Origin of the sequence: Corynebacterium sp. 21KM1197 (assembly GCF_033783015.1) — a bacterium.
Classification (GTDB): domain Bacteria; phylum Actinomycetota; class Actinomycetes; order Mycobacteriales; family Mycobacteriaceae; genus Corynebacterium.
Window position 1 is genome coordinate 1,062,400 of sequence record NZ_CP123907.1, and the last position, 14,261, is coordinate 1,076,660.

Below are 14,261 nucleotides of genomic sequence, written 5' to 3' on the forward strand. Positions count from 1 at the left end.
GTTTCTTTGTGGGCTGTCCATGCAGTACCAAATGCATAATTTGCATAAACACGTATATATGCTATCTTGATCGTTATGTCGATCACAGTAGCCATCGCCGGAGCCACCGGGTACGCCGGTGGTGAACTCCTCCGCCTGCTCCTCGGGCACCCCGCCTATGGGGCGGGTGACCTTATCATCGGGGCGCTCACCGGAAACTCCTCGGCGGGAAGCCGCAACGCCTTTCCCTTCGCCCCGGAGTTGGCGGATCGGGTGATTCAGCAGACAACCCCGGAAACCCTGGCCGGGCATGACGTGGTGTTCCTCTGCCTTCCGCACGGTCACTCTGCGGAGTTGGCAGCCAACCTTTCCCCGGAGACCCTGGTGATTGATTGCGCGGCGGATTTCCGTCTTAAGGACGCCGCGCAGTGGGAGCGCTATTACGGCTCCGCTCACGCGGGCACCTGGCCCTATGGGCTACCGGAAATACCCGGCCAGCGGGAGGCGCTGTGCGGGGCGCGTCGGATAGCGGTGCCGGGTTGTTTCCCCACCGGTGCCACCCTGGCCCTGCTGCCCGCGGTGGCGGCGGGGCTGATCGGCCCGGAGATTACGCTGACCTCCATCACGGGAGTTTCGGGCGCAGGGAAGAAGGCCACCACGGCGCTGCTGGGTGCGGAGACGATGGGCGGGGTGCGCCCCTATAACACCGCGGGCAAGCACCGGCACACCCCGGAGATCGTGCAGAATCTTCAGGCATTCTCGGATAAATCGCTGAGCCTTTCCTTTACCCCGGTGCTTGCACCCATAACGCGCGGGATTCTCAGCACCGCCGTCGCGCCGTGGCGGGGAACCCGGGATCCCCGTGAGGTGTACGCGGAGTTCTATCGCGATGAGCCCTTTGTGCACCTGCTTCCCGAGGGGGAGCTGCCCAATACCAAGAATATTCAGGGCACTAACATGTGCCACCTGGCGGTGGAGATCAATGAGGAGGCGGGCACCCTGCTGATTACCGGGGCCATTGACAACCTCACCAAGGGCACGGCCGGTGGCGCGGTGCAGTGCATGAACCTGGCCCTGGGCTGGGCAGAAACCTCCGGTCTGCCCATGGTGGCGCTGGCGCCTTAACAAGGAGAAAGAATAATGAGTATTACTGCCCCCAAGGGGTTTCAGGCGGCGGCCACCACGGCCGGAATCAAGCCCTCCGGTGCACCCGATATGGCGCTCGTGGTCAATACGGGTCGCCAGCGCAGCGCCGCGGCGGTGTTTACCCGCAATAAGGTCTGCGCCGCCCCGGTGACGCTTAGCAGGCAGGCGGTGGCCGATGGGCGGCTCGATGCCGTGGTGTACAACGCCGGTAACGCGAATGCCTGCACCGGCAGGCAGGGGTTCGTGGACGCCCAGGAGATTCAGCAGGCCGTGGCGCGCGAGTTGGGCACGGAGGCGCAGGCGGTGGCCTGCTGCTCCACAGGGCTCATCGGTGAGCCCTTGCCTATGCCCCTGCTGCGCGCGGGGGTGGCGGGGCTCGTCGATAAGCTGGGGCCGCACGGCAGCGCGGCGGCCGAGGCGATCATGACCACCGATACCGTGCCCAAGGAAACCCTGGTGGAGGGGCCGGGCTTTGTGCTCGGCGGCATGGGCAAGGGGGTGGGCATGATGGCCCCCTCCCTGGCCACGATGCTGGTGTGCCTGACCACGGACGCGCAGGCCACGCCGCAGGCCCTGGATACCGCCCTGCGCCGGGCCACGGCGAGCACCTTCGACGTGCTGGACATTGATGGCTCCACCTCTACTAACGATACGGTGATCCTCCTGGCCTCCGGAGAGTCCGGGGTGCAACCCACCCAGGAGGAACTGGACGCGGCGGTGCTGCGCGCCTGCGATGATCTGGCCAAGGCCATGCAGGCGGACGCGGAGGGCGTGACCAAGCGGGTGAGCATTACCGTGCGCGGCGCGGCGGATAACCGGGAAGCGCTGCTGGCCGCGCGCACCGTAGGGCGCGATAACCTGGTCAAATGCGCGATGTTTGGTTCCGATCCCAACTGGGGCCGGGTGCTCGCCGCCGTGGGCATGGCCCCGGTGGAGATGAACCCGGAGAATATCGCGGTGAGTTTTAACGGCCACGCCGTGTGCAAGGAATCCACCGCCGTGCCCGGCGCGCGCGAGGTAGACCTTAGTGGCGCGGACATCGCTGTGACCATTGACCTCGGCACGGGGAAAGCGGGCACCGCCACGGTGTACACCACGGATCTTTCCCATGCCTACGTGGAAATCAACTCGGCTTACACCACCTAAAGGAGAGAGAAGCGATGTCACAACTTCACGCGCTGAGCGCGGCGGATCGTGCGGCCGTCCTGGCGGAGGCGTTGCCCTGGTTGCAGCATTTCCGGGATCGGATCGTGGTGGTCAAGTACGGCGGCAACGCGATGGTCGATGAGGAACTCAAGGCCGCCTTTGCCGCGGACATGGTGCTGCTGCGCACCATCGGGGCCCGCCCGGTGGTGGTTCACGGCGGTGGGCCGCAGATCTCCACCATGCTGGCCCGCCTGGGCCTGGAAGGAGAGTTTCGCGGCGGCTTCCGCGTGACCACCCCGAAGGTGATGGAGGTGGTGCGCATGGTGCTCTTCGGACAGGTGGGCCGCGACCTGGTGGGGCTGATCAACTCCCACGGCCCCTATGCGGTGGGCACCTCCGGGGAGGATGCGGGCCTGTTTACCGCGCAGCGCAGGCTGGTGAACATCGATGGCACACCCACGGACATCGGCCTGGTGGGAGACATCGTGGATGTGGACGCCACCGCGCTCATGGATCTCATCGAGGCCGGGCGGATTCCGGTGGTGTCCACCATCGCCCCGGGCGCAGACGGGCAGGTGTATAACATCAACGCGGATACCGCCGCCGGGGCGCTGGCCGCAGCGATCGGCGCGGAACGCCTGCTCGTGCTCACCAACGTGGAGGGCCTGTACACGCAGTGGCCGGATCGCTCCTCCCTGGTGAGCACCATTAGCACGGATCGGCTGCGCACTCTGCTGCCTAGCCTGGACAGCGGCATGATCCCCAAGATGGAGTCCTGCCTGCACGCGGTGGAGTCCGGGGTGCGGGCCGCGCACGTCATCGACGGGCGGCTGAGCCACTCCGTGATCCTGGAACTACTCACCGAGGGCGGTATCGGCACGATGGTGCTGCCGGAAGGAGCGCAGCATGACTGACACACTTGCCACCTGGCCCACCGTGCTCATGGGCACCTATCCCACCCCCGTCCTTGAGGTGGTGGAGGGGCGCGGCGCGCGGCTTTTCGACGCCCAGGGCCGCGACTACATCGACCTCCTCTCCGGCATTGCGGTGGCCTCCCTGGGATACGGAAACGAGGAATTGGCCCGGGCCGTGGGGGAGCAGGCGCTGCGCCTTACCCACGCCTCGAACCTCGTGGCCTCGCGCCCCGTGGTGGAGGTGGGGGCGGCGCTGTGCTCGCGCTTTCCGGCGCCGGACGCCCGGGTGTTCTTCTGCAATTCCGGTGCGGAGGCCAATGAGGCGGCGCTGAAGCTCTCTCGGCGCACGGGGCGGCGTCGGGTGCTGGCGGCGGTCAATGGCTTTCATGGACGCACGATGGGGGCGCTCGCGCTGACGGGGCAGCCCGCCAAGCGCGCCGCCTTTGAGCCGCTGCCGGGTGGGGTGGAGTTTTTCCCCTACGGGGACGCTGAGTATTTGCGCACCCTGGTGGAGACGAACCCCGCCGAGGTGGCGGCGATCTTCCTCGAACCCATCCAAGGGGAGACCGGGGTGATCCCGGCCCCGGCGGGATTCCTGAGCGCGGTGCGGGACCTGTGCGATGAGCACGGGATCCTCATGGTGCTCGATGAGGTGCAAACCGGGGTGGGGCGCACCGGAGAATTCTTTGCCTTCGAGCACGAGGGCGTGATACCGGACGTGGTGACCCTGGCCAAGGGCCTGGGCGCGGGCCTGCCCATCGGAGCCTGCTTGGCGCATGGTGAGGCCGCGCGCCTGTTGGGCTTGGGCGATCACGGCACCACCTTTGGTGGAAACCCGGTGGCCTGCGCCGCCGCCCGCGTGGTGCTGGGCACGGTCGATGCGGATTTCTTGGCCCGGGTGCGGCAGGCCGGTGAGCGGCTGCGCGCGGGCCTTGAGGCACTGCCGCAGGTGGAATACGTGCGTGGCCGGGGGCTCATGTTGGGGGCGGTGCTGCGCTCCCCGGTGGCCGCCCAGGCGGTGCGGGCGGGCCGCGATCACGGGTTGATCCTCAACGCCCCCTCGGAGTCGGTGCTGCGGTTGGTGCCGCCGCTGGTGATCACGGACAATGAGATTGATGAGGCGCTGCTCCGCATGGGCGCAGTACTCGACGGACTCGATGTACCCACTGAGGCGAAAGGATCATGACGGTGACCACCCGCACCGCGCGTCAAGGCAAAATCCTTGACATTTTGGCGGCGACCCGAGTGTACAGCCAGGTGCAGCTCTCCGAGCTGCTGCTGGACGAGGGGATCGATGCCACCCAGGCCACCCTCTCCCGCGATCTGGATGAATTGGGGGCGCGCAAGGTGCGCCGCGAGGGCTCGCGCTCCTTCTACGCTGTGGGCCCGGAGGAGAGTTCCCCGCCGGATGCCCTCTCCGGCCCGCGCGAGAAACTCCGCCGCATGCTGGAGGAACTGGTGGTTTCCGTGGATTCCTCCGCCAGCATCGCCGTGCTGCGCACCCCGCCGGGGGCGGCGCAGTACCTGGCCAGTTTCATCGACCGCGTGGGCATGACGGAGGTCGTGGGCTGCATCGCCGGTGATGATACCATTTTTGTTTTGGCGCGTGACCCGATGACGGGGGCGGAATTGGCCTCTTTGTTGCGCACCTGGACTAACGAATAGATATTTAAGGAGAAATAATCATGACTAACCGCATTGTTCTTGCGTATTCCGGTGGCCTGGATACCTCCGTGGCCATTCCTTACCTGGCCAAGATGATCGAGGGTGAGGTCGTGGCCGTATCCCTCGACCTGGGCCAGGGCGGCGAGGATATGGAATCCGTGCGGCAGCGCGCCCTGGACTGCGGCGCGGTGGAGTCCGTGGTGGTGGACGCCAAGGACGAGTTCGCGGAGGAATACTGCCTTCCCGCGGTCAAGGCTAACGCCTTGTATATGAAGCAGTACCCCCTGGTATCCGCGCTTTCCCGGCCGTTGATCGTCAAGCACCTGGTGGAGGCCGCCAAGGAGCACGGCGGCACCCACGTGGCGCACGGCTGCACCGGCAAGGGCAACGATCAGGTGCGCTTCGAGGTGGGCTTCATGAGCACGGACCCGAGCCTGGAGATCGTGGCCCCGGCCCGGGACTTCGCCTGGACGCGCGATAAGGCCATTCAGTTTGCCGAGGAGATCAACCTGCCCATCGAGCAGTCCGCCTCCTCGCCGTTTTCCATCGACCAAAACGTGTGGGGGCGCGCGGTGGAAACGGGCTTCCTGGAGGATCTGTGGAACCCGCCCACCAAGGATCTCTACGCCTACACGGAGGACCCGGCCCTGGGCAACGCTCCCGATGAGTTGATCATCTCCTTCAAGAGCGGCGTGCCGGTGGCCATCGACGGCCGCCCCGTCAGCGTCCTGGAGGCCATCGAGGAACTCAACCGCCGGGCCGGAGCGCAGGGCGTGGGTCGTCTGGACATGGTGGAGGATCGCCTGGTGGGTATCAAGTCCCGCGAGGTTTACGAGGCCCCCGGCGCGATGGTGCTCATCAAGGCGCACGAGGCGCTGGAGGACGTCACCGTGGAGCGCGAGCTGGCGCGCTACAAGCGCCTGGTTGAGGCGCGCTGGTCCGAGGAGGTCTACGACGGCCTGTGGTTCAGCCCGCTCAAGCGCTCCCTGGACGCCTTCATCGAGTCCACCCAGGAGCACGTCACCGGCGATATTCGCCTGGTGCTGCACGCGGGCTCCGTCACCGTCAATGGGCGACGCTCCGAGCAATCGCTCTATGACTTCAACCTGGCCACCTATGACACCGGCGATACCTTCGATCAGACCCTGGCCAAGGGTTTTGTGCAGTTGCACGGCCTGTCCTCCAAGATCGCCAACAAGCGGGATCGGGAGGCCTAAATGCAGCAGCACGGCACCAACGAGGGAGCACTGTGGGGCGGCCGGTTCTCCGGTGGGCCCTCGGAGGCGATGTTTGCGCTGAGCGTGTCCACGCACTTCGATTGGGTTCTAGCACCCTATGACGTGCTGGCCTCCAAGGCCCACGCCAGGGTATTGCACCGCGCGGGCCTGCTCAGCGCGGAGGACCTGGACGCCATGCTGGAGGGACTCGACCGCTTAGGCGCGGACGTGGCCTCCGGGGAATTTCGCCCCGCGCCCACGGACGAGGACGTCCACGGGGCGATGGAGCGCGGCCTGATCGAGCGCGTGGGCCCGGAACTGGGCGGCCGACTGCGCGCGGGGCGCTCCCGCAACGATCAGGTGGCCACGCTGTTTCGCATGTGGCTGCGCGACGCCCTGCGCGACATCGCGGTGTCCGTGACGGATCTGGTGGACGCCCTGGTGGAGCAGGCGGAGGCGCACCCGCAGGCGATCATGCCGGGCAAGACGCACTTCCAGGCGGCCCAGCCGGTTCTGCTGGCGCACCAGTTGCTGGCCCACGCGCAGCCCCTGTTGCGCGATGGGCAGCGGATCCGGGATCTGGATCGTCGCCTGGCGGTGTCTCCCTACGGCTCCGGCGCGCTGGCGGGTTCCTCCCTGCGCTTGGATCCGGAGGCGATCGCGGCGGAATTGGGCTTTGATTCCGCGGCGGATAACTCACTGGACGCCACCTCCTCGCGGGACTTTGCCGCCGAGGCAGCCTTTGTGCTCGCGCAGATCGCGGTGGATATGTCCCGCCTGGCGGAGGAGATCATCGCCTGGTGTACCCCGGAGTTTGGGTACGTGACCCTGCACGATGCCTGGTCCACCGGCAGTTCGATTATGCCGCAGAAGAAGAACCCGGACGTCCCGGAACTCACGCGAGGCAAGACTGGCCGGTTGATCGGTAATCTCTCCGGCCTCATGTCCACGCTCAAGGCGCAGCCCCTGGCCTATAACCGGGATCTTCAGGAGGATAAGGAGCCGGTGATTGACTCGGTGGCGCAGCTCAACCTGCTGCTCCCGGCGATGACGGGCCTGGTGCGCACCCTGGTGTTCCACGAGGATCGCATGCGCGAACTCGCGCCGCGCGGTTATACGCTGGCCACCGACCTCGCGGAGTGGATGGTGCGCCAGGGTGTGCCCTTCCGCGAGGCGCACGAGGCCTCGGGCGCGTGCGTGCGCCTGGCGGAATCGCGCGGGGTGGATCTGGTGGAACTCACCGATGAAGAACTCGCCGGTGTGGACGAGCGCCTGCGCCCGGAGGTGCGTGAGGTCTTGACTATCGACGGCGCCGTGGCCTCCCGCGATACCCGTGGCGGCACCGCCGGGGTGCGGGTGGCCGAACAGCGGGAACGGGTGCGCGAGGCCGCCCAGGCGCAGCGGGAATGGGCCAGGGGCTAGAGTAAAGAGCCATGAGCCTTAACCCGCAGTTGCTGGACGTTCTGGTGTGTCCCAAGGATAAGGGGCCACTGGTGTACCGCGAGGAGGAACAGGTGCTGGTCAATGAGCGCCTGGGCATTGCCTATCGCATTGACCAAGGCATACCAGTATTGCTGATGGAGGAGGCCGTGGAGTGGCCGGGAGGACAAGCACAGTGAATATCATCGAGGAATTGCAGTGGCGCGGGCTGATCAATCAGTCCACGGACCTTGAGGCCCTGCGCGAGGCCACGGAGAAGGAGCCCATCACACTGTACTGCGGTTTTGATCCCACCGGCCCCTCCCTGCACGCGGGCCACCTGGTGCCGTTGCTGATGCTGGCCCGGTTCCAGCGGGCGGGTCACAACCCCATCGTGCTGGCCGGCGGTGCCACCGGCATGATCGGCGACCCGCGCGACGTGGGAGAGCGCTCCATGAATGACGCCGGGACAGTCTCCGACTGGGCCGAGCGCATTTCCGGGCAGTTGCGTCGCTTTGTCACCTTCGAGGGTGAGCACGCCGCGCAGTTGGTGAACAATAACGAGTGGACGAAGGACATGACCGTCATTTCCTTCCTCCGCGACGTGGGCAAGCACTTTTCCCTCAACACCATGCTGGCGCGCGATACGGTCAAGCGCCGCCTAGAAAACGACGGCATTTCCTACACCGAGTTTTCCTACATGCTCCTCCAGGCCCATGATTACGTGCAGTTGCACGCCACCAGGGGAGTCAATCTCCAGGTGGGCGGCGGCGATCAGTGGGGCAACCTGGTGGCCGGTGTGGACCTGGTGCGCCGCGTGAGCGGTGACCAGGTGCACGCGCTCACGGTGCCCCTGGTCACGGACTCCGAGGGCAAGAAGTTTGGCAAATCCACCGGCGGCGGCAGCCTGTGGCTCGACCCGGAGATGACCAGCCCGTACACCTGGTACCAGTACTTCATTAACGCCGCCGACGCGGACGTTGTGCGCTACCTGCGTTGGTTTACCTTCCTGGACAAGGAGGAGCTGGATCGCCTGGAACAGGAGGTTGCCGAGCGCCCGCATGCCCGCGAGGCGCAGCGCACCCTGGCCCGGGAGATGACCACCCTGGTGCACGGGGAGCAGGCCACGGCCGCCGTGGAGCTGGCCTCCCAGGCGCTCTTTGGCCGTGCCGACCTCGCCGATTTGGACGAGGCCACGCTGACCTCGGCGGTCTCGGAGACGCAGGTGCTGCACCTCGATCAGGGCGCGCCGCGCGGCATCGTGGACCTCCTGGTGGGCACCGGCCTGGTGGACTCCAAGGGCGCGGCCCGCCGCGCGATCAAGGAGGGCGGCGTGTACGTGAATAACGCCCGCGTGAGCGCGGAGGACTGGGAGCCCCAGGAACAGGACTTCCTGCACGGGACCTGGCTGGTGCTGCGCCGCGGCAAGAAGAACTTTGCGGGGGTTTCCCGGGGGTGAGCATCCCGGAGGCACGGCTGCGCTGCGGTGAGACGGTGGCGGTGGTCTCTGCCTCCGGGGCGTCGATACGCTCCCTGCGCTGGGCGGGTAGGCCGCTGCTGCGGGAGTTTCCTGAGGGAGCGCATCCGCCGGAGGCCACGAATATCACGCTGGCCCCGTGGCCGAACCGGGTGGCGGGGGCCGCCTTTGAGTTCGCGGGGCGTAAGCACCGCCTGGCCGTCACCGAGCCGGAGCGCGGTCATGCCCTCCACGGTTTTAGCCCCGGAACGATCTTTGATCTTGAGGCGGGCACCGCGAACGCGGAACTGCGCGCCGTGCTGGGGCCACGGGAGGGCTGGCCCTGGCCGATCGAGGTGCGGGTGAAATACACGGCGCGTGAGTGGGGGATTAAGGCGGAGATCGTCGCGCGCAATCTTGCCGATCGCCCCGCCCCCTGCGCCCTGGGTGCGCACCCGTATCTCGACCCGCTGGGCTGGCCCCTCGATGAGTGCATCATGCACCTCGGCGCGGCGCGCAGGTTGCCCCTCAACGCCGCGATGATTCCCGATTCCGCCCTGGAGCCTAACTGGCCGCAGCCCAGCGTTCCCATGCGCGGGCGGTGCTTTGACGACGTGTTTTATCAGGGCAATTCCCCGCACGAGGTGCGCCTGGTACACCCCTCGGGGGAGGGGGTGTGCCTGCGTTCCTCGTTACCGTGGACGCAGATTTATACTTCACCTCGGCGCTGGTTGGCGGTGGAACCCATGACGGCCCCACCCAATGCCCTCAATAGCCGCGTGGACCTTCGCGTGCTGGCCCCCGGCGAGAGCCTGAGCGCGCATTATTCTATTGCACGGATATAAGGAACCAATGTGAATACCTTAAGGCTTGACGCCACCTGGGTAGATTACTCCCTGGTGGCCCTCTACTTCGTCTTTGTCTTGGGAATTGGGTGGGCGGCCAAGCGTCGCGTTTCCTCCTCCATTGACTTTTTCCTCTCCGGTAGGGGCCTGCCCTCCTGGGTCACCGGACTGGCCTTTGTGGCAGCCAATCTCGGCGCGGTGGAGATTATCGGTATGTCCGCCAATGGCGTGGAATACGGAATGCAGACCATGCACTATTTCTGGATCGGTGCGGTTCCGGCCATGGTCTTTTTGGGCATCGTGATGATGCCCTTTTATTACGGCTCCAAGGTGCGCTCGGTGCCGGAATTCATGCGCCGCCGCTTTGGCCCGGGCGCGCACCTGGTCAATGCCCTTTCCTTTGCCATCGCGCAATTGCTCATCGCCGGGGTGAACCTGATCCTGCTGGCCACGGTGGTGGAGGCGCTGCTGGGATGGCCGCGCTGGGCCACCCTGCTCATCGCGGCGGTGATTGTGCTTTCCTATATCACCCTGGGTGGGCTATCCGCCGCGATTTATAACGAGGTGCTGCAATTCTTTGTCATCGTGGCGGGTCTGGCCCCACTGACGGTGATCGGCCTGCGCCATGTGGGCGGCTGGGAGGGCCTGAAGGAAAAGGTGGGGGACGCGAGCCACTTTTCCACCTGGCCGGGAACGGAACTCTCAGGCTTTGAGCACCCGGTGTGGTCGGTGGTGGGCATCGTCTTTGGCCTGGGCTTTGTGCTCTCCTTTGGATACTGGACCACCAACTTCGTGGAGGTGCAGCGCGCGATGGCCTCGGATTCCCTTTCCGCGGCGCGCAAGACCCCCATCATCGGGGCCTTTCCCAAGATGTTTATTCCCTTCCTCGTGGTCATTCCCGGCATGATCGCGGGAACCATCGTCACCCCCATCGCTGAGGGCAACGCCGCACCCAATGAGGCCGTGCTGTACCTCATGCGCGATTTGCTGCCCAATGGCCTGCTTGGCGTGGGAATAGCGGGCCTGCTGGCGGCCTTTATGGCCGGTATGGCGGCCAATATCTCCTCCTTTAACACGGTGGTGAGTTATGACCTCTGGCAGACCTACGTGGTCAAGGACAGGGAGGATGATTACTACCTCAAGTTTGGCCGCATAGCCACCGTTTTTGCCACCATCATCGCGGTATTTACCGCTTTGCTGGCCGCGAACTTTGGCAACATCATGGATTACCTCCAAACGCTCTTTGGCTTCTTTAATGCCCCGCTCTTCACCACGTTCATCCTGGGTATGTTTTGGAAGCGCATGACCCCGCACGCGGGTTGGGCGGGCCTGGTGGCCGGAACGGCCTCGGCGGTGGCATTCTGGGCGCTCTCCCTGGGAGATGATCCCGTGGTGTCCCTGCCGGGGCAGGGCACGGCGTTTGTGGCGGCGTCGTTAGCCTTCGTGGTGGACATTGCGGTTTCCGTGGCGGTGACGATGTTCACCCGGCCCAAGCCGGATCACGAGCTGGTGGGCTTTGTTCGCTCGGTGACCCCGCGCGAGCAGCTTTCCGACGCCGTCGAGGCCACCCTGCCCTGGTATCGCCGCACGGTTCCGCTGGGCATCCTGTGCCTGGTTCTGGTGACGGCCCTGAACCTCATCTTCCTCTAAGGAGCACACGTCTTATGTCTACCTTTGATATTCGCAACGTCATCGGGGCGCTCATCGGCCTGTACGGCATCGTGCTGTGCCTGTGCTTTTTCCTGCTCGATCCCGGTGTGAATCCCGAGGACATGGCACCCAAGCAGGCCACGGATAACCTCTGGACGGGACTGGCCATGGTGGGGGTTGCCGCGGTGTTCTTCGCGTGGGCGCGCTTCAAGCCGATCCGCATGGAGGGCGATCATGCTTAGGGTGACCCGCTCCCGGCTTTCCGACGGCCGCGAGATCCTCTACTTTGACACCCCCGACACCCCGCCCAGAATGGCCACGGACGAGCGCGCGCTGCCGGTGGTGCGCACGGAATCCACCATGCGCCGCGATCCGCTGACGGGGCAGTGGAGCCTTTTTGCCGCGCACCGCCAAAACCGCACCTTCCTGCCCCCGGCCAACGAGGACCCGCTGGCCCCCACCCGTCCGGGCGGTTATCCCAGCGAGATTCCCGAGGCGGATTATCAGGTGGCGGTGTTTGAAAATCGCTTTCCCTCGCTCACCCTGCACGGCGTGGGCGGGACAGTGGGCGGGGCGCTCGACGATGCCCAGCGTCCGGCCCTGGGCCGCTGCGAGGTGGTGTGCTTTACCCCGGAGCCGGAGGGATCCTTCGCAGACCTCCCCTTAGAACGCAAGCGTGCGCTCATCGAGGTCTGGGCGCACCGCACGGAGGAACTTTCCCGGATCGAGGGGATAAGGGCCGTCTTTCCCTTTGAAAACCGGGGCGAGGAAATTGGCGTGACCCTCCCGCATCCCCACGGGCAGATTTATTCCTACCCCTTTGTTCCCCCGCGCATGGCCTCGATCGCGGAGCAGGTGCGGTTGCGCCCGAATCTCTTTGACGAGGTCATCGAGGCGGAATTGCGCGCCGAGGAGCGCATTATCCACACCACCCCCAGCTTTGTGGTTTATACGCCCCTGGCGGCCAAATGGCCGGTGGAGGTGATGGTGATGCCGCGCAGGGCGGTACCCGATTTCCCCGCCTTAAATACCGAGGAGAGGGAGGAACTAGCAGGTATCCTGCACAGCCTTTTCCCCGCCGTGGATCGGTTCTTCGAGGGGGTGGAACGCACCCCCTATATCGCGGCGTGGAACCAGGCCCCGGTGGGGCAACCGGAGGCGGGCCGATTGCACCTCCAGCTCTTTTCCCTCATGCGTTCCCCGCACCGCATGAAATACCTCGCGGGGTCAGAATCCGGCATGGGTGCCTGGATCAATGACACCACCCCGGAAACCATCGCGGAAACATTCAGGAGGATATGGCAATGAAGGTGCGCAACCCGGAAACGCTGGGCCGCGACGCGGCCGATCTTTATCGTCGCCATTACGGGGATACGCCCGCGGGACTGTGGTTTTCCCCCGGGCGGGTAAATCTCATCGGAGATCACGTGGATTACGCCTTTGGCCTGTGCCTGCCGGTGGCCACCACGATGGGAACGGCGGTGGCCGCGAGCCCTCGTTCCGATAGCCGGGTGCGCATGATCTCCGTGGATCCCACCGGGCACCGCTGGGTGGGGGAGGCCGATCTCCGGGATCTATCCGGTGTGAGCGATTGGCGCGGCTACATAGCCGGGACGCTCTGGGCGCTGGACACCCCCGGCATGGACCTTGCGGTGGTCTCCGATGTCCCCCTGGGCTCCGGGCTATCCAGCTCCGCCGCCCTGGAATGCGCGGTGGCCGTGGCCGCTCGCGATCTCTACAACCTCGATGCCGACCTCGCGGCGGCGGCCATGCGCGCGGAGAACGAGGTGGTGGGGGCCAATACCGGTGGACTCGATCAGCGCGCCTGCCTGTATTCCCGCCCCGATCACGCGCTGGCGCTGGACTTCCTGGACGGAAGCATGGAGCACGTGCCCTGCGACCTTTCCTTCCTCTCCTTCCTCGTGGCCAACACCAATGCCGCGCATTCCCACGCCACCAGGGGATACGGCTCCCGCCGGGGGCTTATCGACGCCCTCCTGGCCGACCTTTCTTGCACCTTCCGGGAGGAATCGATGGTGGAAGAGGCCGTGAAGTGGGCGGAGTCCACGGGCCGCGACCCCGAGGTGGTGCGCCGCCGCGTGCGCCACGTGGTGAGCGAGACGCAGCGGACACGGCGGGCTATCGCGGCTTTGCGAGCCGGGGACGCGGAGCGATTCGGTGCCTTGATGAACGCCAGCCATGATTCCCTCCGAGATGATTACGAGGTGGTGACTCCCGAACTGGAGGCCGCAGTGCGAGCCGCGAGGGAGGCCGGTGCGGTGGGGGCGCGCATGACCGGGGGAGGCTTTGGTGGCAGCATCGTGGCCCTGAGCCCGGATACCGAGGAAGCGACGCGGCGAATCAAGGAGGCGGTACCGCGAGCCGATGTGTACGTGATGAGTCCACAAGGCGGCGCAAAGGCGCTCTGACCTGGTTGTTTGTGTGTTGTGGGGTGGGTGTGTAGATTTATCGGAGTCGCCGCGACACCCCCGGGGAAGCATTCACTAGAGAATCTACCCCGTAGGTTATATGGGTTTGTGGCGTGTGTTGTGTGAGAACTCGATAGCGTACCAATGCACAATTACTGAGACAGGACTGTGTGGTTTTGTTTCGGTAGATAGTGTTGTGTTCATCAAGGAACACCCCCCTATTTTTCGCACCCATGTGTTGGGTGTGGGGTGTGTGCCAGTCATGGTCGGCAGGCCATGGGAATATAATCATGTGATGATATTGCTACCACGTCCTTGTGTGGTGTGGTGGTTGGCTGATGAATAGTTTTTGAATCTTTTGTCAGTTTATTTGTTTTGCTAGGTTTGGGCTTTTC

14 protein-coding genes are annotated in these 14,261 nt (G+C 65.3%); all 14 read left to right on the forward strand.

Annotated features, from left to right (window positions below):
* The first annotated feature begins 75 nt into the window (after positions 1-75).
* Genes argC through galK form a run of 14 tightly spaced genes read left to right on the forward strand, consistent with a single transcriptional unit; the run spans position 76 to position 13,866 of the window.
* Positions 76-1,104 (forward strand): N-acetyl-gamma-glutamyl-phosphate reductase, encoded by a 1,029-nt coding sequence (gene argC, locus OLW90_RS05170; protein WP_319651679.1) that lies wholly within the window; start codon positions 76-78, stop codon positions 1,102-1,104.
* A gap of 15 nt (positions 1,105-1,119) precedes the next feature.
* Positions 1,120-2,271 (forward strand): bifunctional glutamate N-acetyltransferase/amino-acid acetyltransferase ArgJ, encoded by a 1,152-nt coding sequence (gene argJ / locus OLW90_RS05175; protein WP_319651680.1) that lies wholly within the window; start codon positions 1,120-1,122, stop codon positions 2,269-2,271.
* A 14-nt stretch (positions 2,272-2,285) separates the two neighbouring features.
* A complete protein-coding gene (argB, locus tag OLW90_RS05180) occupies positions 2,286-3,185 on the forward strand; it encodes an acetylglutamate kinase (protein WP_319651681.1) in 900 nt (299 codons plus the stop codon).
* Positions 3,178-4,371, forward strand: a complete 1,194-nt coding sequence (locus OLW90_RS05185) for an acetylornithine transaminase (protein WP_319651682.1) — start codon at positions 3,178-3,180, stop codon at positions 4,369-4,371. The genes argB and OLW90_RS05185 overlap by 8 nt, the downstream gene beginning before the upstream one ends.
* Positions 4,368-4,850, forward strand: coding sequence for an arginine repressor (locus OLW90_RS05190; protein ID WP_319651683.1), 483 nt, complete (start codon positions 4,368-4,370; stop codon positions 4,848-4,850). Before OLW90_RS05185 ends, OLW90_RS05190 begins: the two co-directional genes overlap by 4 nt.
* Positions 4,851-4,870: 20 nt before the next feature.
* Entirely contained in the window at positions 4,871-6,067 is a 1,197-nt protein-coding gene (locus OLW90_RS05195; RefSeq protein ID WP_319651684.1) for an argininosuccinate synthase, read from the forward strand.
* Complete coding sequence (argH, locus tag OLW90_RS05200) at positions 6,068-7,489, forward strand: argininosuccinate lyase (RefSeq protein WP_319651685.1); 1,422 nt, start codon at positions 6,068-6,070, stop codon at positions 7,487-7,489.
* Positions 7,490-7,500: 11 nt separating this feature from the next.
* A complete protein-coding gene (locus OLW90_RS05205) occupies positions 7,501-7,686 on the forward strand; it encodes a Trm112 family protein (RefSeq protein ID WP_319651686.1) in 186 nt (61 codons plus the stop codon).
* On the forward strand, positions 7,683-8,945 hold the full coding sequence (tyrS, locus tag OLW90_RS05210; protein WP_319651687.1) for a tyrosine--tRNA ligase: 1,263 nt from the start codon (positions 7,683-7,685) through the stop codon (positions 8,943-8,945). The genes OLW90_RS05205 and tyrS overlap by 4 nt, the downstream gene beginning before the upstream one ends.
* A complete protein-coding gene (locus OLW90_RS05215) occupies positions 8,942-9,787 on the forward strand; it encodes a hypothetical protein (RefSeq protein ID WP_319651688.1) in 846 nt (281 codons plus the stop codon). Before tyrS ends, OLW90_RS05215 begins: the two co-directional genes overlap by 4 nt.
* A 9-nt stretch (positions 9,788-9,796) precedes the next feature.
* Positions 9,797-11,437, forward strand: coding sequence for a sodium:solute symporter family protein (locus OLW90_RS05220; protein WP_319651689.1), 1,641 nt, complete (start codon positions 9,797-9,799; stop codon positions 11,435-11,437).
* Positions 11,438-11,451: 14 nt separating this feature from the next.
* Entirely contained in the window at positions 11,452-11,679 is a 228-nt protein-coding gene (locus OLW90_RS05225; protein WP_319651690.1) for a cell wall anchor protein, read from the forward strand.
* Entirely contained in the window at positions 11,672-12,745 is a 1,074-nt protein-coding gene (gene galT, locus OLW90_RS05230; protein ID WP_319651691.1) for a galactose-1-phosphate uridylyltransferase, read from the forward strand. The genes OLW90_RS05225 and galT overlap by 8 nt, the downstream gene beginning before the upstream one ends.
* The gene (gene galK, locus OLW90_RS05235) at positions 12,736-13,866 is read left to right on the forward strand and encodes a galactokinase (protein ID WP_319651692.1); all 1,131 of its coding nucleotides are present in this window, start codon (positions 12,736-12,738) and stop codon (positions 13,864-13,866) included. Before galT ends, galK begins: the two co-directional genes overlap by 10 nt.
* Positions 13,867-14,261: the final 395 nt, after the last annotated feature.